The following is a 25,024-nucleotide window of genomic DNA, read 5'->3' as shown; positions in this document are numbered from 1 at the left end:
TGCCCGGCGCTGGTCAGCTCCGCCAGGCCGTGTAGGACATCACCGCACCGGCCTTGAGCCGGAAGTCGGGTTCGGCCCGGGTGGCGGTCAGTTCGAGGTCCAGCAGCCGTCCGTCGTCCGGGTCCAGGATGACCAGATACCGGCTGCCATTGCTCCCGGACATCCGGAACCCCTGTCCCTCCCGTCCGAGCCGGTCGGTGACCCGGCCCGCCGGGCGCATCCCCTCCGTCCGCGAGAGCAGGGTGGCGATGTCCGCGATCTGGCGGGGCCCCGGTGTCCACACCGTCTGGAACGACTCCACGGCCGAGAGCAGGGACACCGGGTCCCTCTCCGCGCCGGGCAGCCACGCGGCGAGGTACTCGCGCAGTGCGGCCACTCCGGCCGGAGGGGCCTCGAAGTACTCCAGGTTGGCTCCGTGGGTGCCCTTCGGATAGTGCTCCCGGTTCACCACCTTGCCGTCGTGGACGGTACGCGGGGGGTCACCGCCGTCGATGACCGGACGGCCCGGGTAGCGCGGATCGGTGGCCACCTCGAGCAGGTCGCCGCTGCCGTCCGCGTTCCAGGTGGTCAGCGACTCCACGGGTGAGGTCACCGGGGGCCGCGCGCCCTTGCCCGACTCCATCCCCATCGACCAGGTCTGCACATGGCTGCCCCGCACACTCCTGCCCGGGGCGGCCTCGGCCGCCGCGCGCGCCCGCCGGGCGATCTCCGCCAGCGGTACGTCGGCGCGGGAGGCGTGCGCCACCAGGGGGCGTGGCACGGCCACCGCGGGGGTGGAGCCACCGCCGGAGACGGTCAGCGCGAGGGCGAGGACGGTGGCCGCCGCCAGGCCCTCGACGGCGAGCAGCCTGCGGCGGACGGTCCGGCGCCGCCGCTGGAGGTGCAGCCGCCGCAGGAGCAGTTCGGCGCGGGCGTCCAGCGGGCGGTCCCGCCAGGGTCCGGTCCGGGCGGACACGGGATCGGCGTCGCGCAGGAGTTCCAGTTCATCGGTCATGGCCGTCCGTCCTTGTCGCTCGCCGTGTTGCCCGTCGTCCCGCTCACGCACCCCAGTGCGACCGAATCCCTGCGCTGCAGCCGGTCGATCTCCGTCCGCAGCCGCCGCCGCGCCCGGTGCAGCCGCATCGCCGCCGCCGACCGGCCGCAGCCCAGCACGGTGCTCACCTCGTCGACGGAGAGCTCCTCCCAGGCGGTCAGCCGCAGCACCTCCTGATCGGTCTCGCCCAGCCGGTCCAGCGCCTCCAGCACCCAGGAGCCGGGCCGTTCCGCGTCGGGACTGGGCACCGTGCGCTGGTCCCGGGTCAACTCGTGGTGGCCCAGCCGGGCCAGCAGCCTGCGGTAGCGGCCCCGGCCGCGCACGGTGTTGGCCAGACAGTGCCGGGCCACGCCGTACAGCCAGGGCAGGGGCGGGTCGGGCAGTTCGGCGCGACGTCTCCAGGCCACCGCGAAGACTTCGGCGACCACTTCCTCGACATCCGCCGTCTGTTCGTCCAGACGGCGCGCGACGAAGCGGCTGACCGCCCAGTAGTGCTCGCGATAGGCGGCGTCGAAGACGTCGTCGGTGCTCATGATCGGTTGGTGTCCGGCATAGCCCCGATCATCACACCTTCGGAAAAGAAAATTTCCAGCGGCTCCTCCGTGACGATCCGAACGGTGCCGGACACCTACCGGGCATGAGTCACAACACTGTTGTCGCGGCAGCGCCGGAGGCCCTCCCGGCGCGCCGCACCCGGCCCGGGTCCGCGGTCGTCCGGTGGCTGACCACCACCGACCACAAGACGATCGGCACCCTGTACCTCGTCACCGCCTTCAGCTTCTTCTGCATCGGCGGGGTGATGGCGCTCTTCATGCGCGCCGAGCTGGCCCGCCCCGGTCTGCAGATCATGTCGAACGAGCAGTTCAACCAGGCGTTCACCATGCATGGCACGATCATGCTGCTGATGTTCGCCACCCCGCTGTTCGCGGGCTTCGCCAACTGGATCATGCCGCTGCAGATCGGTGCGCCCGATGTGGCGTTCCCGCGGCTGAACATGTTCGCGTACTGGCTGTACCTCTTCGGCTCGCTGATCGCGGTGGGCGGTTTCCTCACCCCGCAGGGCGCGGCCGACTTCGGCTGGTTCGCCTATGCGCCGCTCTCCGACGCGGTCCGGTCGCCGGGTGTGGGCGCGGATATGTGGATCATGGGTCTGGCCCTCTCCGGCTTCGGCACGATCCTCGGTGCGGTCAACTTCATCACCACGATCATCTGCATGCGCGCTCCGGGCATGACGATGTTCCGGATGCCGATCTTCGTCTGGAACGTCCTGCTCACCGGTGTCCTGGTACTGCTGGCCTTCCCGGTGCTGGCCGCCGCGCTGTTCGCCCTGGAAGTGGACCGCAAGTTCGGGGCGCACATCTTCGACGCGGCCAACGGTGGCGCGCTGCTCTGGCAGCACCTCTTCTGGTTCTTCGGCCATCCCGAGGTGTACATCATCGCGCTGCCCTTCTTCGGGATCGTCTCGGAGGTCATTCCGGTCTTCTCCCGCAAGCCGATGTTCGGCTACATCTCGCTGATCGCCGCGACGATCTCGATCGCCGGTCTGTCGGTGACGGTCTGGGCACACCACATGTATGTGACCGGCGGCGTACTCCTGCCGTTCTTCTCCTTCATGACCCTGCTGATCGCGGTCCCGACCGGAATCAAGTTCTTCAACTGGATCGGCACCATGTGGAAGGGCTCACTGAGCTTCGAGACCCCGATGCTCTGGGCGATCGGCTTCCTGATCACCTTTGTCTTCGGCGGGCTGACCGGTGTCATCCTGGCCTCGGCCCCCCTGGACTTCCACGTCTCGGACTCGTACTTCGTGGTGGCCCACTTCCACTACGTGGTCTTCGGCACCGTGGTGTTCGCGATGTTCGCCGGCTTCCACTTCTGGTGGCCCAAGTTCACCGGCAAGATGCTGGACGAGCGACTCGGCAAGATCACCTTCTGGACGCTCTTCCTCGGCTTCCACGGCACCTTCCTCGTCCAGCACTGGCTGGGCACCGAGGGGATGCTCCGCAGGGTCCCCGACTACCTGGCGGTGGAGGGCTTCACCACCCTCAACACGCTGTCCACCATCTTCTCCTTCGTGCTGGGCCTGTCGATCCTGCCGTTCTTCTACAACATCTGGAAGACCGCCAAGTACGGCGAGAAGGTCGAGACCGACGACCCGTGGGGCTACGGCCGTTCCCTGGAGTGGGCCACCTCCTGCCCGCCGCCGCGCCACAACTTCACGGAGCTGCCGAAGATCCGTTCCGAATCGCCCGCCTTCGACCTCCACCACCCCGATCTGCGCACCGACGCCGAGCGGAAGGAGACCGTGGCGTGAACGCGGCCGGAGCCACCGGGGCCGGGGACGTCGCCGCCGGTATCAACCGTATCGAGGGCTATCTGCTGCTCCACCGGGAACAGGACATCGCCCGGGAGCGGGCCCGTCGCTTCACCGGGCGGCTGGACTGGCTGACCTCCGCCCAGCGGGCGGAGGTCGAACGCCTCTACGTCCAGGAACAGTTGACCGCCACCGAGCGGAACCTGCGCCAGGTGGCGCGGCGCTGCGAGGAGCTCCGGGGCGAGTACCAGGAGACCTATCGCGCGCTGCGCCGCCGGCTGCTGGTGGCCTGTCTACTGGGCGGCGGGGCGGCCCTGCTTCTCGTCCTGGCCGTCACCGCCCCCGCCCTCGCGGCGAGGTAGGCCCGTGAGCCCCGGCAGCGGGGTCGGTGGCACCTCCACCGACCCCGCGCCGGGGCCGGGGCCGGTGTCGAACCCCGAGGCCGGGGTGGAGCGCAGCACCTCCTCGGAGTAGGCACGCCACAGCGAGGACACCCGGCCGGTGCCGGTGTCCGCGAGCCTGACCGGCTTACGCGTCTTCGCGTTCTCGCCGAACAGGGCCATCGAGGTGACCAGCTCCGGGGTGTAGCCGATGAACCAGGACGCCTTCTTGTCGTCGGAGACCCCGGCCTTGCCCGCGGCGGGCCGCCGGAGCGCGCGTGCCGCGGTCGCCCCGTCGTCCTCGAGCAGACTGCTGGTGATCGCGTCGGCCGTGGTCCGGTCGACGGCCCGGCCGCCCACCGCGTCCGGCAGGTCCACCTTCTCGTCACCGCGTTCGGCCGACATCACCAGCGACGGGGTGACCCGCTTGCCGTGCCGGTCGAACGAGGCGTAGACCCCGGCCATCCGCAGCGGACTGGCGCCCATCAGCCCCAGCCGCACCGACTCCCGGGACCGGAACCCCTCGCCCTCGGTGTCCATACCGAGGGCCTTGGCGGTGCGGCGCACCGTGGCCGGGGCACCGGGTGCGGTGGCGGCGCGCCGTTTCTCCTCCAGCGCCGCGGCGAGGGTGACCGGCTCGAACACCGGACCCGCCTGGTAGTCGCCGCGGGTGGCGTTGTTGAGGTAGTGCTCGGTGTAGTCACGGCCGCCGTAGAGCGCCAGGACCCGGCCGTTCCTCGAGTCCAGCGAAACCGCCCCGCCCTGGGTGTTCTCGGTGTCCGCACCCGGCTTCCCCCCGGCACCGGACGGCTTCAGCGCCCGTGCCATGGACCGCTCCAGCGCCCGCTGCATGGCCCGGTCGACGCTGAGCGTGATCGTCCAGCCTCCGGCGGCGAGTTCCTGCTCGCTGACGCCCGAGGCGATCAGCTCGTTGCGGGCCGCGTCGACCAGGTATCCGGCCTGGCCGCCGAGGCCCGCGGCGGGCTTCGGCGCGACCGGTACGGGGAAGTGCATCCGCTGCCGCTCCGCCCGGTCCAGCCAGCCCATCTCGACCATGTTGTTCAGCACGTAGTTCCAGCGCTGCCGGACCATCCGCTTGCCCTTGGCGCTCGCCACCGCCCAGTCGTACTGACTGGGGGCCTGCACCAGGGCCGCCAGGTAGGCGCCCTCCTCGACCGTGAGGCCGCCGACCTCCTTGCCGTAGTAGGCGCGGGCCGCGGCCTGGATGCCGTAGGCGACCCGGCCGAAGTAGCTGGTGTTGAGATACCCGGCGAGGATGTCGTCCTTGGAGTTGCGCTGGTCGACCTTGAGCGAGATCACCAGCTCCTTGATCTTGCGGGTGACCGTCTGCTCCTGGCTCAGGTAGTAGTTCTTGACGTACTGCTGGGTGATGGTCGAACCGCCCTGGGTGCCCTTCCCGGACACGGTGTTGACCATGCCGCGCAGCACACCCATCGGATCGACCCCCGAGTCCTGGTAGAAGGACTTGTTCTCGGCCGCGACGAAGGCGCGCTGCACCTCTTTGGGCACCCGGCTGATGGGGACCATCTCCCGGTTGATCTCACCGGTGCGGGCCAGCACCGTGCCGTCGCTGAACTTGTAGACATTGCTCTGCGCCTTCGCCTGGGCATTGGCCCGGGGGATGTCGATGGCGTAGTAGAGCACGGTGAACGCGCCGATGGACAGCACCAGCAGAGCGGCGACGTAGGCCAGTACCTTCCGCCAGGTGAAGAAGCGCCGTATCCCGGTCCGCCGCGCCGGGTGCTTGCGCTTGCGCCGTCTCGAGCGCCCGGTGTCGTCCGTCCGCGTCCCCTCACACACCTCCGCCTGTTCCGGCGAGCGCCGTGCGCGTAGAGCCGTCCGCGGACCTGTCATGGGCGAGCACCTCCGTCGATCCCGCCGTACGGGGTGCGCGGCGGGCCGCCGTCATCCTCCGGAGGGAAGATCTTCGGATCCGCACCACGGCGTCTCGGCCCGGGATCGGCCGTCCCTCGACTGCCGCTCGATCGTGTATCAGCCGTGTATCGCCCCGCGCGCCGGGCCCTCGGGCAGCCGGAGCGTGGCCACCGCGCCGCCGTCCGGCGCGTTGCCGAACTCCAGCGCCGCGCCGATCACCCGGGCCTGGCCGGCCGCGATGGTCAGCCCCAGACCGTGGCCGCGGCCGCGTTCGCGGACACCGGTGCGGAACCGCTGTGGCCCGTTCTCCAGCAGATCGTCCGGATAGCCGGAGCCGTGATCCCGGACGGTCACCGTCCGGCCGTCCGCAAACACCGTCACCTCCACCGGCTCCTTGCCGTGCCGATGCGCGTTGACCACGAGGTTGGCCACGATGCGCTCCAGCCGGCGGGGGTCGGTGCACACCCGCGTACCGTCCTCGGGGCCGGTGCCGGTGTCCGGGGCGCGCAACCGGGCGGCCAGCCCGGTACGGGCGATCACCTCCGCCAGGACGGGCCGCAGCGGACAGGGCGACAGATCGGGCTCCTCCGCCCCCGCGTCCAGCCGTGAGATCTCCAACAGGTCCTCGACCAGCGTGCTCAGCACCCGCACCCGGTCCTGTACGTATCCCGCGGCCTCGCCCGGCGGCAGCAGTTCGGCGGCGGTCACCAGGCCCATCAGCGGGGTGCGCAGCTCATGTGCCACATCGGCGGTGAACCGCTGCTCCCCGCGCAGCCGTTCCTGGAGCGCGGCCGCCATCGAGTCCACGGCCCCGGAGATCTCGGCGATCTCGTCATGGGGCCGCGGACCGGCGGAGATCCGGGCGTCCAGATCACCGGCGGCGATCCGGCGCGCGGTGGCCGCCGCGGTCCGCAGCCGGCGGCTCATCCGCTCGGCGGTCACCACCCCCAGCGGCAGTACCACGGCGGTGGTCACCAGACCAGCCAGGATGATGTTGGTGTCCAGCGCCCCGATGTCCCGCATCGGGGTGTTCATATCGACGTGCACGGAGAGCACATGGCCGTCCGGGGCGGGCCGGGCCGCCCACATCGCGGGCCCGTCGGCCCCCGTGGTGAACTCGGTGCCCTGGTGACCCCGCCGGACCAGCCGCCGCAGACCATCGGGCACTCCCGGCGCGTCCATCACCGCGCCGGAACCCTGGACCCCGCCGGTGCGGGCGTAGATGAGCGCGGCCCGGTCCAGGGTGGTCCGGGCGGTGTCACGGGCCTGGGACAGCTCCCGGTCCCGTGAGGCGTGGTGCACCAGTACCCCGACCGCCGCCGCGACGGCACAGGTGGCCGCCGCCACCAGCGCCGTGATACGCCATCGCAGAGCCATGGTCAGCGCCGCAGCTTGTAGCCGAAGCCACGGACGGTTTCGATCCGCTCGGCGCCTATCTTCGCCCGCAGCCGCTGCACATGGAGGTCCACCACCCGGGTGTCGCCCTGCCACGCGTGGTCCCAGACCCGGCTGAGCAGGGTGCGGCGCTCCAGGACGACCCCCGGTGAACCGGCGAACTCCAGCAGCATCCGCAGCTCGGTGGGGGTCAGCGCGAGCGGCTCGCCCTCCCGGCGCACCTCCATACCGAGGGTGTCGATGGTCAGATCGCCGAAGACGAGGGTGTCCGGGTCGCCCCCGGGCTCCGCGCCGTCCGCCCGGGCCGGTGTTCCGGAGCGGAGGACCGGCGCGAACGAGGCACGGCGCAGCAGTGAACGGATGCGGGCCACCAGGACCGCGCTCTCGCACGGTTTGACCACATAGTCGTCGGCGCCCGCCTCCAGACCGGAGACGACGTCCAGCGAATCGCCCCGCGCGGACATCATCAGGATCGGGGCGAGGCTGAACTCGCGGACTCTGCGGCACAGTCCGATGCCGTCCAGTTCGGGCAGCATGACGTCCAGGAGCAGCAGATCGGGCCGTGCCTCGCGGAACACCTCGAGACCGGTGAGGCCGTCGCCCGCGGTGTGCACGGTGAAGCCGTACCGCTCCAGCGCCATCCGCACCGTGTTGCGGATGACCTCGTCGTCCTCGACGAGCAGGATGCGCGCCTCGGACGCGGCCCCGGGCGCGGCCATGGACCCGGGTACCGGGGACGGGCCGGGCGGGGGGTAGGGGGAGGTCATGGGATCGTCCTCGTATCCGTGCCGGTGTCCGTACCGGTGCCGTCGTCCGGGCCGAGCCCGCTGTCCGGTCCGCCGAGGTCGCCGGGGTCGCCGGGAGCCTGGCCCTCGGGCGGGCCGCTGGTGGCACCGCCGGGTGAAACGGCGGCCATCACCTTGCCGTTCCAGTGGAAGCGGGTGGTGTAGCGGCCCGCGTCGCCGGTCGCGGTGACCAGCAGATCGTGTCCGTAGGTGTCACCGCCCAGCCCCAGCGGACCCCAGAACACCAGGATCGGGCGGACCGTCCGTCCCGACGCCCAGTAGACCTGCAGCAACGTCCGGTCGAACTTGGGCAGATCGACCGCCACCACCATCTCGTCCCGGCCGTCCCCGGTCAGATCGCGGTGCACGGCCTTGCGCATGGGACAGCCCCGGCCAGGGCAGGGTCTGACCGACATCGGCACGATGGCCGGGAGGTTGGGATCGCGTTCCAGCAGCGTCCGCGCCGACAGCGCGGTCACCCCGTCCTTGGGCACCCGCACCTTCTCGAGCGGCAGATACCGGACGTAGGGGGGCGGGGTCTTGCCCGGCTGGGGGCTGGACGACGGGGTGTAGCGCGGCCACAGCGGGGAGGCGCTGGTGGGCGCGGACAGCTTGGGCGCCGCGCCGCCGTCGCGCGGTCCGGCCTGGGGCGCGCAACCGGCCGCGCCGAGGGCCACACCGGCCGCCAGCAGAGCGGGGAGGACACGACGCGCCGACCGGGCCCGGGCCAGCCGCCGGTCCGTGCGCCGCTCGGAGGGGGAGGAGTGCATAGCGCTGCCAGCCTACCGAGGGGCCCGGACGCCCACCGGGCGGCGGGGGAAACGGCGGATGGCCGACGGGGAATGCCCGTCGGCCACCGGAACGGTGCCCGGATCATGCCCGAATCGCTGCCCGGAAGGCCGCCTGCCGGGCCGTTACTTGACGAAGTCCGGCCGCACCGTGGCGGGCCAGGTACCCACCGTCAGCATTCCCGCCGCGTAGGCCCGTGCGACCAGCGCCGCCCGGTTGGGCGCCTTGAGCTTCCGCAGCATCGATCCCACGTGGTACTCCACGCCCTGCCGGCTCAAGTAGAGCTTCCCGGCCAGTTCCTGCGTCGAGGCGCCGGTGGCGACGCCCTCGAGTATCCGGGCCTCCAGGGGCGACAACAGGGTGCGCTGGGCGGGCTGGGTGCCCTGGAACCGCGTGTCATCCGGTTTGATCAGCACGACGATGGCCGACAGCCGGTGGGACCGGCCCTGGATCGCGGTACCGGTCAGCTCTCCGGAAAACACGTGGTCACGTGAGCGGTATCCCACCACGCGCTCGGTGAACCGGGTACGCCTCCCGTCGTGGAGCCGCGAGAAGTGTTCCCGCAGCACGGCTGGAGCGCTGGGGTGCAGCAGCTCGAAGAGATGGCGGCCGCACAGTTCGGCCGAGGAGCCTCCGAAGTGCCGGAAGAAGTCGTGGTCCCCGGCCAGCACTTGGAGACCGGGCGCAAGTGTGGCCATGCCGGTCGCGTGCCGTGGCATGGCGCGCAGGGCCGGGCCGGAGGGACGGGGGACGACCCGGGCGGTGTGGGGGAGGGCCAAGGGACTCACCGCTTTCCTAGGGGAGTTCGCGTGACGGGTGTTAGATGAACTTCTCGGTGTATACCAATGATCTGGGCCAATCCTCTTGACCGATTCCCCCGCAGCCGTGACCGTTTATGCCCGAACACGCGCTACCGGTTGGTGCATTGACGCACCGTCCGGTAGCGCGAGATGGAGGCAGGCCGAACCGTCGGCCGGACCGGAGTACGAAGGGGGCGGGTGCCCTCAGGTGGTGGCCTCGCGGCCGGTGGACGGCGGTGCCATCACACCGCCGCGGCGCAGCACCGCGTAGCCCACGCCGATGCCGACGGCCACGGGCCACTCGAGCACCTCCACGGCGCCGAGCGCTCCGAGCCCCGCGTACAGGGGCAGTCCGCCCTTGGCGGGCAGTATCCGCCGGGCGACGTGGAAGGGCATCATGGCCGCGTGCGCGGCACCGCCGGCCGCCCGGGTCGTGGCGTGGCCCATGGTGCCGAGCGTGGGCATGGTCACGGTCACCGAACGGTGGCCGTCGCTGCGCGTGGTGGTCATGGCCTTCGCCGCCTTGGCCGTCCGGGAGCGCTTCGCGGTCTTCTCGGCCTTGGTGTTCCTGGCCGTCCCGGCCTGCGTCCGCGCCGCCTTGGCGGGACGGTCCGTGGTCCTGGTCGCCTTCGCCGCGGTCCTGGTCACCTTGGCCGTCGAGCCCGCCGCGGTCTTCTTGGCCGTCGCCGCGGTCTTCTTGGCCGTCGCGGCCGTCGTCGACTTCTTCGCCGGTGTCGCCTTCGCCGTGGTCTTCTGTGCCGTTGCCGTCTTCGGCGTCGTCTTCCTGGGTGTCGCGGCGGCCTTCGCGGCCGATCCGGCCGATGCGGTCTTCGTGGCCCGGCCGCCGCCCGCGGACTTCGCCGTCGCCGGGGAACCGCCCCGGCGGGAACTGGTGGGAGTGGTCACTGGTCTCACGTCCACACGTGATGAGCGTCGGAATCTTCTTCCCTTTTCAGGGTAATCGGGATGAACCGGGCAGGCTGCCCGGGGAGCGGAGGTCTGGCCGATGTCACCGCTGTCTGGGCTGCACCTGCCCATGTCCTCGCTGCTGGGGCCCATCACGGACGGGATGTCCGCCGGAGCCCGGGCCGCCGCCGCCGTCGGCCGGCTGGTCCGCTCCACGGACCGCGGCGTCTGGTCGTACCCGGGGCGCTACTACATCGAGGTGCACGGAGTGCACGGCATCGGCGGTGAGCAGGTCGCACGCCGGGTGGAGCGGGCCCTGGAGGAGCACCAGAGGGTGCTGTGGGCCCGGGTGAACGCCCCCTCCGAGCGGGTCGTGGTGGCCGTGGCCTCCCCGCCGCCGTCCGAGCTGGAGCTGATGGCCCTGGTCGAACGGGCGGAAGCGCAGGTGCCCACCGTCCCCGGTGAGGAATTCGACGAATGGGCGCCGGAACCCCGCCACCCTTCCGGCGGCCCCCGGGACGCCCAGTCCCTGTCCGTCCTGGCCGCCGATGTGGTGGGACTGAGCGTGGCCACCGTGCTGCGTCTGGCACCGTGGCTGAAACTGCCCACCGAGGTGGGTGCCACCGTGTCCGCGATCCAGAACCATCCGCGGCTGCGGCGGCTTGCCCTGGCCCTCACCCGGGGGGAGCCCACCCAGGCCACCCTGCCCGTGCTCAGCGCGCTGACCCAGGGCGTGGCCACCCGGGGCGGAGGGCTCGCGCTGGACCTGCTGGAACGCATGGCCCTGTGGCGGGAGGCCGGGGCCGAGGGCGAGGCGTGGGCGGCGATGGAGCCGCAGCTGGTGCACGGGCCCCAGGACGTGGTGGCCGAGCCGATCGTGGTCGAACGACCGGGTCCCGCCCCGCGGGACCGGATGGAGGTCTTCGCCGAGCGTTCGATGGCCACCGGAGCGCTGGCCGGGGCGCTCAGCACGCCCTTCGCCGGGCCCCGCCGCGGGCTGGCCGTCGCGTTCTCGTCGATACCCAAGGCCCCGGGGGCCGGACGGGAGGGGTTCGCGACCAGCCTCGGCCGGTTCCTGGCGCTGCGCGGTGTGCTGGCCATGGACCGCAGCTCCCTGCGGCGGCTGGGACAGGTCGACACGGTCGTCCTCGACGAGGCCGCCCTCCGCGGGGACCGCTACGAACCCGTCGACGTGGAACTGCTCGGCGGTGTGGATCCGGAACGTGTCAGTGAGCGGCTCTTCGACCTCTTCGACCCCGACGCTCCCCTGGAGGTGCGGCGGGACGACGGCTGGGTGCTCGGCCCGCTGGACCGGCTGGAGCTGTCCGGCCGCAGCGGCAGCAAGGCCGCCGGAACGCTCCGCCGCAGGGGCAGCGAGCGGGTGCTCGGCCTGGCCGAGGGGCACCGCCTCCAGGCCGTGGCGGGACTGGCCGCCCAGGCGGTTCCGGGAGCCGAGGCGGTGGCCGCCGCGGCCCGCCGGGCCGGTGCGCGGATCGTCCTGGCCACCGACCGTCCGCGTCCCACGGCGTTCACCTTCGCGGACGCGGTGGCCCCGGCGGGCCGCCGCCTCGTGGCCTCCGTCCGCGCCCTCCAGGCCGAGGGCGCGATCGTGCTGCTGCTCTCGGGCAACCGCCGGGCACTGGGGGCGGCCGACTGCGGGGTCGGGGTGCACCGCGAGGGCGAGCCCCCGGCATGGGGCGCGCATCTGCTGGTCGGCGCGGACCTGGAGTCCGCCGGGCTCATCGTGGACGCCGTGGGCGTGGCCGCGCGGGTCGACCGGGAGAGCGCCCTGCTCTCGGCGAGCGGCAGCGGTATCGGCGCCGTCGCCGCCCTCAAGGCACCGCGGCGCCAGGCGGCGGCCCGCGGCGCCGGCGCGGGCACCGCCGCCGGAACCGTGGCCTTCTGCATGGGGGCCTGGCGCGCCCGGCAGCTGCTCGCCCGCCCCATGGTGCCGCCGGTGACCACCACCCCCTGGCACCTGATGCCCGTCCCCCGGGTGCTGGAACGGCTGTGCACCGGTACCGACGGGCTCAGCGCCGAGCAGGCCGCGGCACGTGCCGGGGGCGGCCCGCGCACCGGCGAGCCGGCCGGCACCAGCCTCCCCTCGGCCTTCGTCGAGGAGCTGGCCAACCCCCTGACCCCGGTTCTCGCCGCCGGTGCCGCGCTCGCCGCCGCCGTGGGGTCGCGCACCGACGCCGCGCTCGTGGCCGCCATCACCGGCACCTCGGCGCTCGTCGGCGGCTTCCAGCGGGTCAGGACCGAAAAGGCGCTCGCGGAGCTGTTCGCCCGCTCCGCGGTGGGCGCGCGGGTACGGCGCGGCGGTACCGCGCGCCTGGTCACCGCCGGAGCCCTGGTCCCCGGGGACATCATCGCGCTGGGCCCGGAGGACGTGGTGCCCGCCGACTGCCGGCTGCTGGAGACCGACGGACTGGAGGTCGACGAGTCCTCGCTCACCGGGGAATCCCTGCCGGTGGCCAAGGATCCGGCGCCGGTGGTCGCCGCGCACCTCACCGAGCGCGCCTCGATGGTCTACGAGGGCACCACCGTCTCCGCCGGGCGGGCCCAGGCCGTCGTGGTGGCCACCGGTCCCTCCACCGAGGTCGGCCGGAGTCTGGCCACCGCCCGCCAGGCCGCCCCCGTCACCGGTGTCGAGGCCCGGCTGACCTCGCTCACCCGGGCCAGTCTGCCCATCGCCCTCGGCTCCGCCGCCGCCGTCTCCGGCGCCGGACTGCTGCACGGCCATCCGCTCACCGAGAACCTGGCCTCCGCGGTCAACCTTGCCGTCGCCTCCGTCCCCGAAGGGCTTCCGTTCCTGGTCAACGCCGCCCAACTGGCCGCCGCCCGCCGTCTGGCGGACCTCGGCGCACTGGTCCGCAACCCCCGCACCATCGAGGCGCTCGGCCGTGCCGAGGTCCTGTGCTTCGACAAGACCGGCACGCTCACCGAGGGCACCCTCCAGCTCGCCGCCGTCAGCGACGGTGGCGGACCGCTCCCCGCGGACCGGCTCGACTCCCCCCGCAAGGCCGTGCTCGCCGCCGCCCTGCGCGCCACCCCGCCCGCCCGGCAGTCGGAGCCCATGGCGCACCAGACCGACCGCGCGGTCGTGGCCGGGGCCCGCCGGGCCGGGGTCGCCGTACGCCGGGGCGCGCCCCGCTGGCGGCGTACCGACTCGCTGCCGTTCGAGCCCTCCCGCGCGTACCACGCGACCGCGGGAAACTCCTCGCGCGGCGCCCTGCTCAGTGTGAAGGGGGCGCCGGAAGGAGTGCTCGGCCGCTGTGTCCGGCGGCAGACCCCGGGTTCGCCCACCGCCACCGACCTGGACGAGGCCGCCGTGCGCGAACTGACCGCGGTCGCCGAGGAACTGGCCGGTGCCGGACGCCGGGTGCTGGCGGTGGCCGAACGCCCCGTCCGCGCGGGCGAGGAGCTCACCGACGCGTCCGTCTCGGACCTGGTCTTCCTCGGGTTCATCGCGCTCGCCGACCCGGTCCGAACCGGCGCCGCCCCCGCCACCGCGCGGCTGCGCGAGGCCGGTGTGCAGACGGTGATGCTCACCGGGGACCACCCGGCCACGGCGGACGCCATCGCCGCCACCGTCATCGACACCCCCGAACCGACCGTGTGCACCGGACCCGAGCTGGACGAGATGGACGACACCGAACTCGACGCGCTGCTGCCCACGGTGGACGTCATCGCCCGGTGCAGCCCGCACCACAAGGTCCGGATCGTCCAGGCGTACCAGCGCCTGGGGAAGGTGGTGGCGATGACCGGCGACGGGGCCAACGACGCTCCCGCCATCCGGCTCGCGGACGTCGGCATCGCCCTGGGGCGGCGCGGTACCCCCGCCGCCACCGCCGCCGCGGACCTGGTCGTCACCGACGACCGGCTGGAGACCATCGTGTCGGCCCTGATGGAGGGCCGCGCCATGTGGGCGTCGGTACGGGCCGCGCTCGCCATCCTCATCGGCGGCAACTTCGGCGAGGTCACCTTCAGCGTGGTGGCCTCCGCGCTCACCGGCAGCACCCCGCTCAGCGCCCGGCAGATCATGCTGGTGAACCTGTTGACCGACCTCGCCCCGGCGCTGGCCATCGCGGTCCGCGAACCCACCGGCCACACCGGTGAACGGCTGCTGAAGGAGGGGCCCAGCCGCTCCCTGGGCACCGCGCTGACCAAGGAGATGCTGCTGCGCGGGCTGATCACCGCCGCCGGTGCCGGGGTGGCGTGGACCGGCGCCCGGCTCACCGGACGCGGCCGCCGGGCCCGTACGGTGGCGCTGGCCGCGCTCGTCGGCACCCAGCTGGCGCAGACCCTGGCCACCGGCGGACTGGACCGGCATGTGCTGATCGCGGGTCTGGGCTCCGCCGCGGTTCTCGCCGCCATCATCCAGACCCCGGGTGTCAGCCACTTCTTCGGCTGCACCCCGCTGGGCCCGCTGGCCTGGGGCATCACCCTGGGTTCGATCGCGGCGGCCACGCTCTTCGGGTCGGCGCTGACGCCACTGGTCAGTGAACTGGCGCTCCGGCAGCCCGCCGCCGACGGCGACGAGGAGTGATGTCCCGGGGCGTACCGCCCTCGTGCTTCCGGTGGCGGCCGTCCCTCAGCGGGGGAGGGGCGCGGGGAAGACCCCGTCCGGGTCGTAGCGGGCCCGCAGCTCCTCCAGCCGCCGCCAGTCGTCCGGTGTGAACGACCGCTCGGCGCGCGAGAGTCCGGCCGGGAGGTCGGCCTCGGCGATGTAGTGGCCGGTGCCCAGCGGTTCCAGCAGCTCCATCGTCCGCCGCAGCCACCGCAGTTGGGCGCCGTCCTCGTCGGGGTCCTCCCAGACGGCGTAGGGCACCAGGTAGTTGCGGCCCAGGACGGAGAACGCCATGTCGTGCCAGAGTTCCGGGTTCCGCGAGGCGGGGGCGAGCGGCACCAGGAAGAGGGACTTCTCGGAGGGGGCCATCGCCATCGCCTCGCCGCACAGCGCCATCAGCGTGCCCAGGTCCTCGTCGGACCACAGGGTGTCCACCGCGTAGCGGTGCTCCCGGGGCCACACCGTGTCACAGCCCGCGTACATCGACGCCAGGGATGTCGGCTCCTCCTCCCGCCGGGACAGGGCGCGTCCGGGGAACGGGCAGTCCCGCAGCGGGGCCAGCCACCGCAGGGCTTCCTGCCGTGAGTCCGCGAAGGCGGTGGCGGTCACCGACACCACCTTGGGGCGCGGCCGGGCTCCCGAGACCTCCGTTCCGGCGGTGGCCAGGGTCAGCCCGGCCTCGACGCCCGGGTCCAGCCCCTCGGCCACCCCGGCGATCCAGCGCGCCACGGGTTCGGCATCGGCCAGCGGGAAGGAGTACGCGGTGGCCGTGATCGCCGACGGCAGCGGACGCAGCCGCAGCCGGAACCGGGTCACCACGGCGAAGAAACCGGGACCGGCACCGCGCGCCGCCCAGAAGAGCCCGGAGTGCTCCCCGGCGTCACAGCGGACCACCTCCCCGTCCGCCGTCACCGCCTCGATCCCCGTCACACTGGCGCAGGCGGGCCCGAACACCCCTGGATTCCAGCCGAGCCCACCGCTGAGCAGATAGCCGCCGACGGCCACGGAGGGACAGTGGCCGGAGGGGAAGACCAGTCCGTACCGGTCCAGCTCCGCGGCGAGTTCACCCCCGGTGACCCCGGGCTGGACCTCCGCGGTGCGACGGCCGGGATCGACGGTGATACCGCGCAGCCGGGACAGATCGAGCAGCAGGGTTCCCTCGCGCAGCGGGGAGGCGCACCAGCTGTGTCCGCCGGACCGCACACTGACGCCCAGCGAACGGGAGCGGGCCAGCCGGACGGCCCGGGGGACATCCCGTTCCGAGGCGGCCGTCACGATCATGTCGGGGAAGCGTGCGGGCTTGACCCCGTTCCACACCATGCGCGCCCACACGCGCTCGTACCCGGGGTCGCCGCGCTCGACGACCGTTCCCTCCAGCCGTGCGTCCCGTGCGTCGGTGCTCATGATCACCTTTCTGTCGGGGGTGAATGCCGAGGTGGGCGCCCTGCGGTCGTGCGGGGGCGGATACGTCCGATAGGGTGGATTGTCCCGGTTTGTAAGCCAGGGGGCCACCTTGGCGCGGGAGGAGGGCGTCATGGGGCGTCAGGAGAGATATGAACTGGTCTTCATCGATCTGGGTGACCTGACCTCGCAGGACACCATGGGTGAGGACGTGGTCGTGGTGCACCGCACGGAGACCAGCGGACCGGGCGGGCATCCGGTGTACGCGGATGACACCGGGATCGTACGGGCGGAGATCAGCGACCGCGCCGAGGTGCGGATGATCGCCAGCGGTGGTCACCAGGTGCACTCCTCCGCAGTGACCGCCCGCCCGGTGGCCTGAGGGGCCGCCACGGTGTGCGAGGACCCTGTGCGCGACCGTGCGACCCGCCCGTGATGTCCGGTGTTTCCGCACGTCGGGGTGGATTGTCAGACCCGCCCTATACGGTGCACTCACTGGAACCGGAGAACGATCGACGGTGCGGCGGTCCGGTGCGTCGCCGCGCGGCAGGGAGCCTTCCATGAGTGATGTCGCCGCGGTGGACAGTGCGGCCGGTGCCGAGCTCCAGCTCGAGCCGTTCCGGGTGCAGCTCACCGGCTACTGCTACCGGATGCTGGGCTCGGCCTTCGAGGCGGAGGACGCCGTCCAGGAGACGATGGTCCGCGCCTGGCGGGGTCTGGACCGCTTCGAGGGCCGCTCCGCCCTGCGCTCCTGGCTCTACCGCATCGCCACCAATGTCTGTCTGGACATGCTGAACGGGAGCAAGCGCCGTGCCCGCCCGATGGACCTGACCTCCGCCGCCACCCCGTACCCGACCACGCTGGCAGCGCAGCCGGAGGCCACCTGGGTGGGCCCCGTCCCGGACGGTCAGGTGCTGGCCGACGGGGGAGACCCCGCCGAGGTGGCGGCCCAGCGGGACTCGGTGCGCCTGGCGTTCGTCGCCGCCCTCCAGCATCTGGCGCCCCGGCAGCGCGCGGTGCTGATCCTGCGCGAGGTGCTGGCCTGGAAGGCCAGTGAGGTCGCCGAGCTGCTGGGCACCACCGTGGCCTCGGTCAACAGCGCGTTGCAGCGCGCACGGGCCACCCTCGCCGCGACCGAGATCACCGCCAGTGACCCGGTGAAGCCCCTGGACGAGGAGCAGCGCGCGCTGCTCGCCCGCTATGTGGACGCCTTCGAGCGGTACGACCTGGACTCCCTCACCGCGCTGCTGCACGAGGACGCCACCCTGTCGATGCCGCCCTACGAGCTGTGGCTGCGCGGCCATGAGCACATCCGCCAGTGGCTGGTGGGCCACGGCGCCGGATGCCGGGGCTCGCGGCTGGTCCCCACGGTGGCGAACGGGACACCCGCGTTCGGCCAGTACCGTCCGGCCCCCGACGGCGGGCATGAACCGTGGGCGCTCCAGGTGCTGGAGATATCAGACGGGCGGATCACCGGGCTCAACTCCTTCCTGGACACCCAGACCCTGTTCCCGCTCTTCGGCCTCCCCGAGCGGATCGACCCGTAGACCGTCCCCCGGGCCCGGCGCGGACGCGCCGTGGGGTCCGTTCGGCCCGTCGCTCAGGGTCTCCTCGAGACCGGCCCAGGAGAGCAGCTCCCGCAGCTCACCCCCGGCGTTCCGCAGCCGCATCCCGCGGCCCAGCCGCCGGGCGGTGAGCCGCAGCCGGGCCAGGGCCTCGACCACGGCCAGGTCCGGGCGGCTCACCGCGCCCACGTCCACCGTCACCGGGCCGGGGCCGCCGCCGTGCGCCAGCTCCCCGAGGCGCTCACACAGCCGCGGCACCTCCGCCCGCCCCACGGATGCGTCCAGCACCAGGACGACCGGGGGCCGCCGGCGCGGCACCGGCCTCACCTCCGGCGGCTCACCGCCGCCCGCGCGGCGCTTCGGCGTGTTCTCGGGACCGGCCAACATCCACCTCCTGTTGTGGTGTTCAGTGGTGCTCATCAGCAAGGACCCTCGGGCGGCGGGAAAGTCATCGGCCCCCGGTCCCCGGTCCGATCGCCCCCGCGATCTCCCGGACGCAGCCGCGCAGCCAGATATGGGCGGGATCCGCGTCGTACCGCGGATGCCACCGCTGTCCGATCGGCAGCCGCGGCAGCTCCAGCGGAATCTCGAAGGTGGCCAGCCCCAGCCGCTCGACATGCGGCCGGGTCAGCAGTCTCCCGGCCCGCGCCACCAGATCGCTGTCCGCTGTCACCAGCAGGGCCGAGGCGAACGTCGGCACCGAGGCCACCACCCGCCGCCGCAGCCCCAGTTCGCCGAGCGCCTCGTCGATCGGGCCGTGCAACAGCCCCCGGCGGGAGGCCGACAGATGGTCGGCCGCGGCATAGCGCTCGGGGGTGATGGGCCCGGAGAGCAGCGGATGGCCGCCGCGGACCACCCCCACGTTGTCATCGGTGACCAGACGCTCCACCCGGGACTCGGGCGGCGGATCGTGAAACACCCCCAGCTCCAGATCGGCACGGCCCTCCCGCAGCACGGAGGTCTCTCCGGGGCCCTCCGGGACGAGCCGCAGACTGACGCCCGGCGCCTCCCGGCGGACCCGCTCCAGCAGCCCCATCCCGATGAGCGTCAGCAGCCCGTCGTCCGCCAGCAGCGTGAAAGTGCGCTCCAGCGTGGCCAGTTCGAGCTCCCCGGCGGGGGCGAACACCGCCCGCGTCCGCTCCACGACCTCGCGCACCTCCTCGCGGAGCGCCAGCGCCCGGGGTGTCGGCACCATCCGCCGCCCCGAACGCACCAGCACCGGATCGCCGAGCGCCGTGCGGATCCGGGCGAGCGTACGGCTCATGGCCGGACTCGACAGATGGAGCCGCAGGGCCGCGCCGCTCACACTCTCCTCCTCCAGCAGGGCGTCGAGTGCGACCAGCAGATTGAAGTCCAGCTTTGATTGCGTCACGTGCACTTATTCCTTGCATAAGTTGCATTTGAAGTTATGTCTCAGGGGCGCCTACGTTACAAGCGACGGTCGGCCGCCGTATCCATCCCCGCTCTCGTCCGAGAGCGGCCACGTCTTCCGCGCTCCGTGAGGTTCTCCATGACCGTCACCACCGCACGTCCCGCGCCGCCGGCGCCGGGCCGCACCGCGCCACGCTCCGGCGGCGTGCTGGCCCTGATGTCGTCCTGCGTGATCCTGACCATCGCGCTCGTCGCCGCCATCAACCTCGCCATCCCCCAGCTGAACAACGGCTCCCTGCACCCCGGTTCCACCGAACTGCTGTGGATCGTCGACGCGTACGTCATCGTCTTCGCCTGTCTGCTGATACCGGCCGGGGCGCTCGGCGACCGCTGCGGACGCAAGGGCGCCCTGCTCAGCGGACTCGCGCTGTTCACCGTGGGCGCCCTGGCCTCCGCACTGGCCCCCGGGCCCGCGGTCCTCATCGCCGCCCGTGCGCTCACCGGCGCCGGGGCCGCGCTGATCATGCCCGCCACCCTCTCGCTGGCCCTCCAGGCCGCCCCGCCCGAGCGGCGGCCGCACACCATCGCGGTGTGGACCGCGGCCACCGGCGCCGCCGGAATGGTCGGCAACCTCGGCGGTGGCCTCATCCTGCAATACCTGCCCTGGCAGGGGCTGTTCTGGTGCGTGGCGCCGATCTCCCTGGTGCTGTTCGTCCTCACCGCCCGCTATGCACCGCGCGGTGAACGCCACCCCGCCGACCCGGACATCGTGGGCACCGTCCTGCTCGTCCTCGGCTTCGTGGCCCTGCTCTTCGGCGTCATCGAGGGACCCGAACGCGGCTGGACCTCGGCCACCGTCCTCGGTGCCTTCGCCGCTTCCGCGGTCGTCCTCACCGGTTTCGTGCTGTACGCGCTGCGCGCCGCGCATCCGCTGATCGACCCGAGGGTGTTCGCCGTGCCCCGGCTGCGGGCGGGTGTGCTGGGGGTGACCCTCACCTTCTTCGGTCTCTTCGCGCTGTTCTTCGTCAACGCGCAGTTCCTCCAGTACGTGAAGGGCTACTCGCCCGTCCTCACCGGCCTCGCGATCGGCCCCCTGGCCATCGGCATGCTGGTGGTCTCACGGCGCAGCATCCCGCTGGGCCAGCGGATCGGCGAGGGACGGGTCATCGCGGCGGGGCTCATCGCCCTCGCGGGCGGACTCGCCCTGCTCTCCCTCGCCGACGCCGACACCCCGTATCCGCTGTACGCCGCGGTGTTCCTGGTGACGGCGACCGGGATGGGGCTGTCCATGCCGATGCTGTCCGCCTCGATCCTCGGCGCGCTGCCGCACAGCCGGGCCGGACTCGGCTCCGGTCTGGGCAGCGCGGCCCGGGAGGTCGGCAGCGCGCTGGGCGTGGCCGTCATGGGCACGGTGCTGACCGCCCGGTTCACCGACCGGCTGCCCGACTCCCTCGGCGGACACGCGGATTCGCCCGGCGAGGCGATGACGGCGGCGCGGTCACTGGGCGCCGCCGAGCACGCCCGTGCCGTCGCCGCCTTCACGGACGCCATGACCGTCGGATTCCGGGTGGTCGCCGCGGTCGTGGCGATCCTGGCCGTCGTGGTGGTCCTCTGGTTCCGGGAGGAGAAGCGGTGAACCTGCTCGAACGCTTCCTGGTCCGGGGCACCGTCGAGTACGCGGGGGTGGCCACCGGGCGGATGCGGCGGGTCAGGATCGCCTGCCGCGAGCTGTCATGGGTCCCCGGCCAGCAGATCCGTCTCCATCTGGGCGGACTGCGCGGCCCGCGCCGCACCTACTCGGTGTGGGACCTCGACGGCGGGGCCGTGGAACTGCGGATGCTCGACCACGGCGGCGACGGTCCGGGCGCCCGGTGGGCCCGTACCGTACGTCCCGGTGAGCAGGTGCTGTTCGGCCGCCCCGAGGGCGGGTTCGTCACCCGGCCGGCGCCGTACCACCTGTTCGTGGGGGAGGAGACCGCGACGGCTGCCTTCGGGCCGATGATGGCCGCGCTGGACCCCACCGAGACGGTGTACGGCCTGGTCGAGGTGGACACCGCGGACGACCGGCTCCCGTTGTCCCGGGAGGTGTGCTGGCGCTACCGGAACGGCGGCCCGGCCGCCTCCTCCCGGACCCTGATCGGGGCGCTCCGGAACCTCGGCCTCCCCGCGCGGCCGGGGGTGGCCTATGTCGCGGGCGAGGCCCGCACCGTACAGGCGGTCCGGCGCCATCTGGTGAACGACCTCACCTGGCCCCGCCGTTCGGTGGTCACCAAGCCCTTCTGGACCCCCGGACGCACCGGCATGGAGTGACCGTGGATGGGGGCCGGGACCCGGGTCCCGGCCCCCGCCCACCGTCAGGCGGCGGCCCGCACCAGCTTCAGCAGCCGCGCCACCTCATGTGCCACCGCGTCGCGCGCCGCGGCGACATAGCGGCGTGGATCCACCGCCCCGGGGTGCTCGGCGAGATGGTCGCGAATGGCCCGGGTGTAGGCCACATTCAGGTGGGTGGCGATGTTGACCTTCGTCAGCCCCGCCTCCACCACCCGGGTCAGATCCGCTTCGGGCACCCCGGAGGAACCGTGCAGCACCAGCGGAACGGGCACGGCCGCGCGCAGCGCCGCGACCAGTTCCAGATCGACCACCGCCTCCTTGACCACCATGGCGTGCGACGTCCCGACCGCGACCGCGAGCGCGTCCACACCGGTGGCCGCCACATAGGCGGCGGCCTGGGCCGGATCGGTCCGGGCGCCGGGTGCGTGCACCCCGTCCTTGCCGCCCACCTCGCCCAGTTCGGCCTCGACCCACACCCCGCGGGCATGGCAGCCGGCCACCACGGCGGCGGTCGATGTCACATTGGTGTCGTAGTCCAGGGCCGAGGCGTCGAACATGACCGAGCCGAAGCCGAGCTCGACCGCCTCCCGCACCAGGTCGGGCCCGGTGGCGTGATCGAGGTGGACCGCGACCGGCACCCGTGCCGCGCGGGCCACCTCCACGGTCGCCCGGCCGATGGCGGCCAGGGCACCGTGGTAGCGCACCGCGTTCTCGCTGATCTGGAGGATCACCGGGGCACCGGCCGCCTCCGCCCCGGCCACGATGGCCTGGGCGTGCTCGAGCTGGATCACATTGAACGCACCCGCGCCGAGCCCGGCGCGCGCGGCCGGCCCGACGATCTCACCGGTGGCCACCAGCGGCATGGCCCGGCTCCCTTCGCCCGTCGCTCCGGGGCTTCCCGCCCGTCCGTACCCCGTCCGCCCGCCCGCTCACGGGAGGATCACCGACCGGGTGAGATTGCGGGGGCGGTCCGGGTCCAGTCCGCGCGCCGCCGCGATCGCCACCGCGAGCCGCTGCACCACGACCAGTTCGGCCAGCGGATCGCGGCCGTGTCCGGCGAGCCGGCCACCGGGGCCGGTGACCTCCTCGTCCGCCAGTCCCGAGGGCCCTTCACCGAGCCACCACACCACGCTTCCCGGGCCGGTGACGCTGATCGGCCCATGGCGGTACTCCTTCACCGGGTACGCCTCGGTCCACGCCCCGGCGGCCTCCCGCATCTTCAGCGCGGCCTCCAGCGCGACCCCGTAGGACCAGCCCCGCCCCAGGAAGGTGAACTGTCCGGCCGTCACCAGCTCCCCGGGCAGCGGTTCGGCCAGCGCGGCCTTGCCCTCCGCCTCCAGTGCGTCCAGCGGGTCGCCCAGATGGGCGCGGAGCAGGGCCAGTTCGCTGGTGGCCCAGCGCGTCTGCACCACCGACTCCTCGTCCGCGAAGTCCAGGACGACCGCGGCGTCGGCGGCGGCGACCGCCGGGGAGCCGGGCACCGCGGTGATCACGGTGGTCGGCACCGTGCCGCGCAGCGCGCCCAGCAGCTCCAGCACCTCGGTCGTGGTGCCCGACCGGGACAGGGCGACCACCCGGTCGTAGGAGCGGCCCACCGGCATCTCCGACGCCGCGAACGCGTCCGTCTCACCCTGACCGGACGCTTCGCGCAGTGCCGCGTACGACTGGGCGATGAACCACGAGGTGCCGCATCCGACGACGGCGACCCGCTCACCCGCCCGGGGCAGCGCCTCCCGTACCGGACCCTCCGGATCCCGGGCCAGGGCGATCGCGCGCCGCCAGCAGTCGGGCTGGCTGGCTATCTCGGCCTCGGTGTAGCTCATGGGGCTCCTCTGCGTGCTCAGAGATGCAATTTATGAGCCGATAATGCGCAGGATCTTGCAGAGAAGTCCAGTGTGGAGCGGTGAGGGGTAGGGTGAGCTGCGACGATCGCGGGATTTCCGCGCAGACGGTATGGACACTCCGGATGAGATGTCCGTGCCGACGGACACGAGACAGGGCTTAAGGAGACGGCGTGAAGCGGCCCGAGCGCTGGAACGCCCTGCTGGAGCTGCTGGCCAGGGACGGCAGGATCGAGGTCGACGAGGCGGCCGCCGAGCTGTCGGTCTCCGCCGCGACCATCCGGCGGGACCTGGACGAGCTGGCCCAGCAGCAGATGCTCACCCGCACCCGTGGCGGCGCGGTCGCGCACAACCTCTCCTACGACCTTCCGCTGCGCTACAAGACCGCCCGGCGGGCACCGGAGAAGCAGCGGATCGGCACGGCCGTCGCCCGGCTGGTCGAACCCGGTTCGATCGTCGGCCTCAACGGGGGGACCACCACCACCGAAGCCGCCCGTGCCATCGCCACCCGCGGTGAGCTGACCGCGGCCGACGGCGGCCCGGGTGTCACGATCGTGACGAACGCGCTGAACATCGCCAGTGAGCTCGCGGTGCGCCCCCAGGTCAAGATCGTGCTCACCGGCGGGGTCGCCCGTCCCCAGTCGTTCGAGCTCATGGGGCCGCTGGCCACCGGTGTACTCACCGAGGTCTCGCTCGATCTGGCGGTCCTCGGCGTGGACGCCCTGGACGCGGTCCAGGGGGCCACCGCCCACCACGAGGGGGAGGCCAGCATCAACCACCTGATGGCCGCCCGCGCGGCGCGGGTGGCGGTCGTGGCGGACAGCTCCAAACTGGGCCGGCGGGCGTTCGCCCGGATCTGCCCGCTCGACGCGATCGACGTACTGGTCACGGACACCGGCGCCGACGAGTCACGGATCGCCCCCTACGCCGAAGCCGGGGTCCAGGTCATCAGGGCCTGACGGTCATCGGGCCTGACGGGGCATCAGGGTCCGGCGGACCGGCGGCTCCTCAGGACGAGGCCCGGGCGGTGGCGAGCAGCGCGGCCGCCCGCTCCACCGCGAAGGCGTACCCCTGGATACCGCATCCGGCGATCACGCCGTCGGCCAGCTCCGAGACATAGGAGTGGTGCCGGAAGGTCTCGCGCCGGTGGATGTTGGAGATGTGCACCTCGACGATCGGCATCCCGTCGCAGGTGGCCAGGGCGTCCCGCAGGGCGACCGAGGTGTGCGAGTACCCGGCGGGGTTGATGATGACGGCCGCGTGGCGCTCCCGTGCCTCCTGCACCCAGTCGATCAGCTGTCCCTCGTGGTTGCTCTGCCGGCAGTCGGCGGACAGACCGTGCGGCGCGGCGGTCTCCGCGACCAGCTTCTCGATGTCGGCCAGGGTGTCCGTGCCGTAGATCTCGGGCTGACGGCGCCCGAGGAGGTTCAGGTTCGGCCCGTTCAGGACCATGATCGTGGTGCGGTCGCGCACGGGAGTGATGGCCATGGCGGAGGTCCTTCCTTGGGCGTTCCGGTCTTGCATCGTAGAGCGCCGCGAGGGAGTTCCGGCCATGGGACCCGGTCCGGCGGTGGGGGGGGGGGGGGGGGGGGGGGGGGGGGGGGGGGGGGGGGGGGGGGGGGGGGGGGGGGGGGGGGGGGGAGGGAG

The 25,024-nt window shown here is 72.8% G+C and carries 23 protein-coding genes; 9 read left to right on the top strand and 14 right to left on the bottom strand.

Annotated elements, in window-relative coordinates; genetic code table 11:
* Positions 1-13: 13 nt before the first annotated feature.
* On the bottom strand, positions 14-994 hold the full coding sequence (locus AC07FT_RS32890) for a CU044_5270 family protein (protein ID WP_479179725.1): 981 nt from the start codon (positions 992-994) through the stop codon (positions 14-16).
* Positions 991-1,566, bottom strand: a complete 576-nt coding sequence (locus AC07FT_RS32885; RefSeq protein WP_479179724.1) for an RNA polymerase sigma factor — start codon at positions 1,564-1,566, stop codon at positions 991-993. The genes AC07FT_RS32890 and AC07FT_RS32885 overlap by 4 nt, the downstream gene beginning before the upstream one ends.
* A 104-nt stretch (positions 1,567-1,670) precedes the next feature.
* Between AC07FT_RS32885 and ctaD the strand changes: the two genes are divergently transcribed.
* Complete coding sequence (ctaD, locus tag AC07FT_RS32880; RefSeq protein WP_479179722.1) at positions 1,671-3,347, top strand: aa3-type cytochrome oxidase subunit I; 1,677 nt, start codon at positions 1,671-1,673, stop codon at positions 3,345-3,347.
* Positions 3,344-3,709: a hypothetical protein gene (locus AC07FT_RS32875; RefSeq protein WP_479179721.1), complete on the top strand. Its 366-nt coding sequence runs from the start codon at positions 3,344-3,346 to the stop codon at positions 3,707-3,709. Before ctaD ends, AC07FT_RS32875 begins: the two co-directional genes overlap by 4 nt.
* Here the strand turns inward: AC07FT_RS32875 and AC07FT_RS32870 are convergent.
* From AC07FT_RS32870 to AC07FT_RS32845, 6 genes are all read right to left on the bottom strand, one after another.
* The gene (locus tag AC07FT_RS32870; protein ID WP_479179720.1) at positions 3,641-5,602 is read right to left on the bottom strand and encodes a transglycosylase domain-containing protein; all 1,962 of its coding nucleotides are present in this window, start codon (positions 5,600-5,602) and stop codon (positions 3,641-3,643) included. The genes AC07FT_RS32875 and AC07FT_RS32870 overlap by 69 nt on opposite strands.
* 138 nt (positions 5,603-5,740) lie before the next feature.
* Positions 5,741-7,000: a sensor histidine kinase gene (locus tag AC07FT_RS32865; protein ID WP_479179718.1), complete on the bottom strand. Its 1,260-nt coding sequence runs from the start codon at positions 6,998-7,000 to the stop codon at positions 5,741-5,743.
* Between the two features lie 2 nt (positions 7,001-7,002).
* The gene (cseB, locus tag AC07FT_RS32860) at positions 7,003-7,737 is read right to left on the bottom strand and encodes a two-component system response regulator CseB (protein ID WP_471199592.1); all 735 of its coding nucleotides are present in this window, start codon (positions 7,735-7,737) and stop codon (positions 7,003-7,005) included.
* Positions 7,738-7,781: 44 nt separating this feature from the next.
* Positions 7,782-8,573, bottom strand: coding sequence for a hypothetical protein (locus tag AC07FT_RS32855; RefSeq protein WP_479179717.1), 792 nt, complete (start codon positions 8,571-8,573; stop codon positions 7,782-7,784).
* 144 nt (positions 8,574-8,717) lie between these two features.
* Positions 8,718-9,290 (bottom strand): helix-turn-helix transcriptional regulator, encoded by a 573-nt coding sequence (locus AC07FT_RS32850; protein ID WP_479179715.1) that lies wholly within the window; start codon positions 9,288-9,290, stop codon positions 8,718-8,720.
* Positions 9,291-9,596: 306 nt separating this feature from the next.
* Positions 9,597-9,863 (bottom strand): hypothetical protein, encoded by a 267-nt coding sequence (locus AC07FT_RS32845; RefSeq protein WP_479179714.1) that lies wholly within the window; start codon positions 9,861-9,863, stop codon positions 9,597-9,599.
* Between AC07FT_RS32845 and AC07FT_RS32840 the strand changes: the two genes are divergently transcribed.
* Both AC07FT_RS32840 and AC07FT_RS32835 read left to right on the top strand, forming a co-directional pair.
* The gene (locus AC07FT_RS32840; RefSeq protein ID WP_479179712.1) at positions 9,850-10,353 is read left to right on the top strand and encodes a hypothetical protein; all 504 of its coding nucleotides are present in this window, start codon (positions 9,850-9,852) and stop codon (positions 10,351-10,353) included. The genes AC07FT_RS32845 and AC07FT_RS32840 overlap by 14 nt on opposite strands.
* A 45-nt stretch (positions 10,354-10,398) precedes the next feature.
* Positions 10,399-14,847, top strand: a complete 4,449-nt coding sequence (locus tag AC07FT_RS32835) for a cation-translocating P-type ATPase (RefSeq protein ID WP_479179710.1) — start codon at positions 10,399-10,401, stop codon at positions 14,845-14,847.
* A 45-nt stretch (positions 14,848-14,892) separates the two neighbouring features.
* Here AC07FT_RS32835 and AC07FT_RS32830 read toward each other — a convergent pair whose 3' ends face one another.
* On the bottom strand, positions 14,893-16,272 hold the full coding sequence (locus AC07FT_RS32830; protein ID WP_479179709.1) for an FAD-binding oxidoreductase: 1,380 nt from the start codon (positions 16,270-16,272) through the stop codon (positions 14,893-14,895).
* Positions 16,273-16,402: 130 nt separating this feature from the next.
* Here AC07FT_RS32830 and AC07FT_RS32825 point away from each other — a divergent pair, with 130 nt between their 5' ends.
* Positions 16,403-16,651, top strand: coding sequence for a DUF6296 family protein (locus AC07FT_RS32825; protein WP_479179707.1), 249 nt, complete (start codon positions 16,403-16,405; stop codon positions 16,649-16,651).
* Positions 16,652-16,829: 178 nt separating this feature from the next.
* Positions 16,830-17,816 carry a sigma-70 family RNA polymerase sigma factor gene (locus tag AC07FT_RS32820; RefSeq protein WP_432585354.1) on the top strand — a complete coding sequence of 329 codons (987 nt, stop codon included), beginning with the start codon at positions 16,830-16,832 and terminating at the stop codon, positions 17,814-17,816.
* Here AC07FT_RS32820 and AC07FT_RS32815 read toward each other — a convergent pair.
* Together AC07FT_RS32815 and AC07FT_RS32810 are read right to left on the bottom strand one after the other, a co-directional pair.
* Complete coding sequence (locus tag AC07FT_RS32815) at positions 17,727-18,221, bottom strand: STAS domain-containing protein (protein ID WP_479179706.1); 495 nt, start codon at positions 18,219-18,221, stop codon at positions 17,727-17,729. The two genes, AC07FT_RS32820 and AC07FT_RS32815, sit on opposite strands and share 90 nt — an antisense overlap.
* A gap of 61 nt (positions 18,222-18,282) precedes the next feature.
* Positions 18,283-19,212, bottom strand: coding sequence for a LysR family transcriptional regulator (locus tag AC07FT_RS32810; RefSeq protein WP_479179705.1), 930 nt, complete (start codon positions 19,210-19,212; stop codon positions 18,283-18,285).
* Positions 19,213-19,344: 132 nt separating this feature from the next.
* On the opposite strand from AC07FT_RS32810, the gene AC07FT_RS32805 reads away from it, so the two are divergent.
* On the top strand, positions 19,345-20,841 hold the full coding sequence (locus AC07FT_RS32805; protein ID WP_479179703.1) for an MFS transporter: 1,497 nt from the start codon (positions 19,345-19,347) through the stop codon (positions 20,839-20,841).
* On the top strand, positions 20,838-21,515 hold the full coding sequence (locus AC07FT_RS32800) for a siderophore-interacting protein (RefSeq protein WP_479179702.1): 678 nt from the start codon (positions 20,838-20,840) through the stop codon (positions 21,513-21,515). Before AC07FT_RS32805 ends, AC07FT_RS32800 begins: the two co-directional genes overlap by 4 nt.
* A 44-nt stretch (positions 21,516-21,559) precedes the next feature.
* Here AC07FT_RS32800 and AC07FT_RS32795 read toward each other — a convergent pair whose 3' ends face one another.
* Entirely contained in the window at positions 21,560-22,399 is an 840-nt protein-coding gene (locus tag AC07FT_RS32795) for a class II fructose-bisphosphate aldolase (protein WP_435243048.1), read from the bottom strand.
* 66 nt (positions 22,400-22,465) lie between these two features.
* Entirely contained in the window at positions 22,466-23,359 is an 894-nt protein-coding gene (locus AC07FT_RS32790; protein ID WP_479179701.1) for an SIS domain-containing protein, read from the bottom strand.
* A 191-nt stretch (positions 23,360-23,550) separates the two neighbouring features.
* Here AC07FT_RS32790 and AC07FT_RS32785 point away from each other — a divergent pair, with 191 nt between their 5' ends.
* On the top strand, positions 23,551-24,336 hold the full coding sequence (locus AC07FT_RS32785; protein WP_479179699.1) for a DeoR/GlpR family DNA-binding transcription regulator: 786 nt from the start codon (positions 23,551-23,553) through the stop codon (positions 24,334-24,336).
* A gap of 49 nt (positions 24,337-24,385) precedes the next feature.
* On the opposite strand, the gene aroQ is transcribed toward AC07FT_RS32785, so the two are convergent.
* Positions 24,386-24,865: a type II 3-dehydroquinate dehydratase gene (aroQ, locus tag AC07FT_RS32780; RefSeq protein WP_432013143.1), complete on the bottom strand. Its 480-nt coding sequence runs from the start codon at positions 24,863-24,865 to the stop codon at positions 24,386-24,388.
* Positions 24,866-25,024 lie beyond the last annotated feature (159 nt).

The sequence above is a fragment of the Streptomyces sp. NPDC045899 genome, assembly GCF_056431485.1.
The sequence above is the reverse complement of the archived record's forward strand: the minus strand, read 5'-3'. Positions and strand labels throughout refer to the sequence as shown.

Coding starts and splice junctions, on each gene's coding strand:
- AC07FT_RS32890 (WP_479179725.1), bottom strand. CDS start 994: ATGACCGATGAACTGGAACTCCTGCGCGACGCCGATCCCGTGTCCGCC.
- AC07FT_RS32885 (WP_479179724.1), bottom strand. CDS start 1,566: ATGAGCACCGACGACGTCTTCGACGCCGCCTATCGCGAGCACTACTGG.
- ctaD (WP_479179722.1), top strand. CDS start 1,671: ATGAGTCACAACACTGTTGTCGCGGCAGCGCCGGAGGCCCTCCCGGCG.
- AC07FT_RS32870 (WP_479179720.1), bottom strand. CDS start 5,602: ATGACAGGTCCGCGGACGGCTCTACGCGCACGGCGCTCGCCGGAACAG.
- AC07FT_RS32865 (WP_479179718.1), bottom strand. CDS start 7,000: ATGGCTCTGCGATGGCGTATCACGGCGCTGGTGGCGGCGGCCACCTGT.
- cseB (WP_471199592.1), bottom strand. CDS start 7,737: ATGGCCGCGCCCGGGGCCGCGTCCGAGGCGCGCATCCTGCTCGTCGAG.
- AC07FT_RS32855 (WP_479179717.1), bottom strand. CDS start 8,573: ATGCACTCCTCCCCCTCCGAGCGGCGCACGGACCGGCGGCTGGCCCGG.
- AC07FT_RS32850 (WP_479179715.1), bottom strand. CDS start 9,290: ATGGCCACACTTGCGCCCGGTCTCCAAGTGCTGGCCGGGGACCACGAC.
- AC07FT_RS32835 (WP_479179710.1), top strand. CDS start 10,399: ATGTCACCGCTGTCTGGGCTGCACCTGCCCATGTCCTCGCTGCTGGGG.
- AC07FT_RS32830 (WP_479179709.1), bottom strand. CDS start 16,272: ATGAGCACCGACGCACGGGACGCACGGCTGGAGGGAACGGTCGTCGAG.
- AC07FT_RS32825 (WP_479179707.1), top strand. CDS start 16,403: ATGGGGCGTCAGGAGAGATATGAACTGGTCTTCATCGATCTGGGTGAC.
- AC07FT_RS32820 (WP_432585354.1), top strand. CDS start 16,830: ATGAGTGATGTCGCCGCGGTGGACAGTGCGGCCGGTGCCGAGCTCCAG.
- AC07FT_RS32815 (WP_479179706.1), bottom strand. CDS start 18,221: ATGTTGGCCGGTCCCGAGAACACGCCGAAGCGCCGCGCGGGCGGCGGT.
- AC07FT_RS32805 (WP_479179703.1), top strand. CDS start 19,345: ATGACCGTCACCACCGCACGTCCCGCGCCGCCGGCGCCGGGCCGCACC.
- AC07FT_RS32795 (WP_435243048.1), bottom strand. CDS start 22,399: ATGCCGCTGGTGGCCACCGGTGAGATCGTCGGGCCGGCCGCGCGCGCC.
- AC07FT_RS32790 (WP_479179701.1), bottom strand. CDS start 23,359: ATGAGCTACACCGAGGCCGAGATAGCCAGCCAGCCCGACTGCTGGCGG.
- aroQ (WP_432013143.1), bottom strand. CDS start 24,865: ATGGCCATCACTCCCGTGCGCGACCGCACCACGATCATGGTCCTGAAC.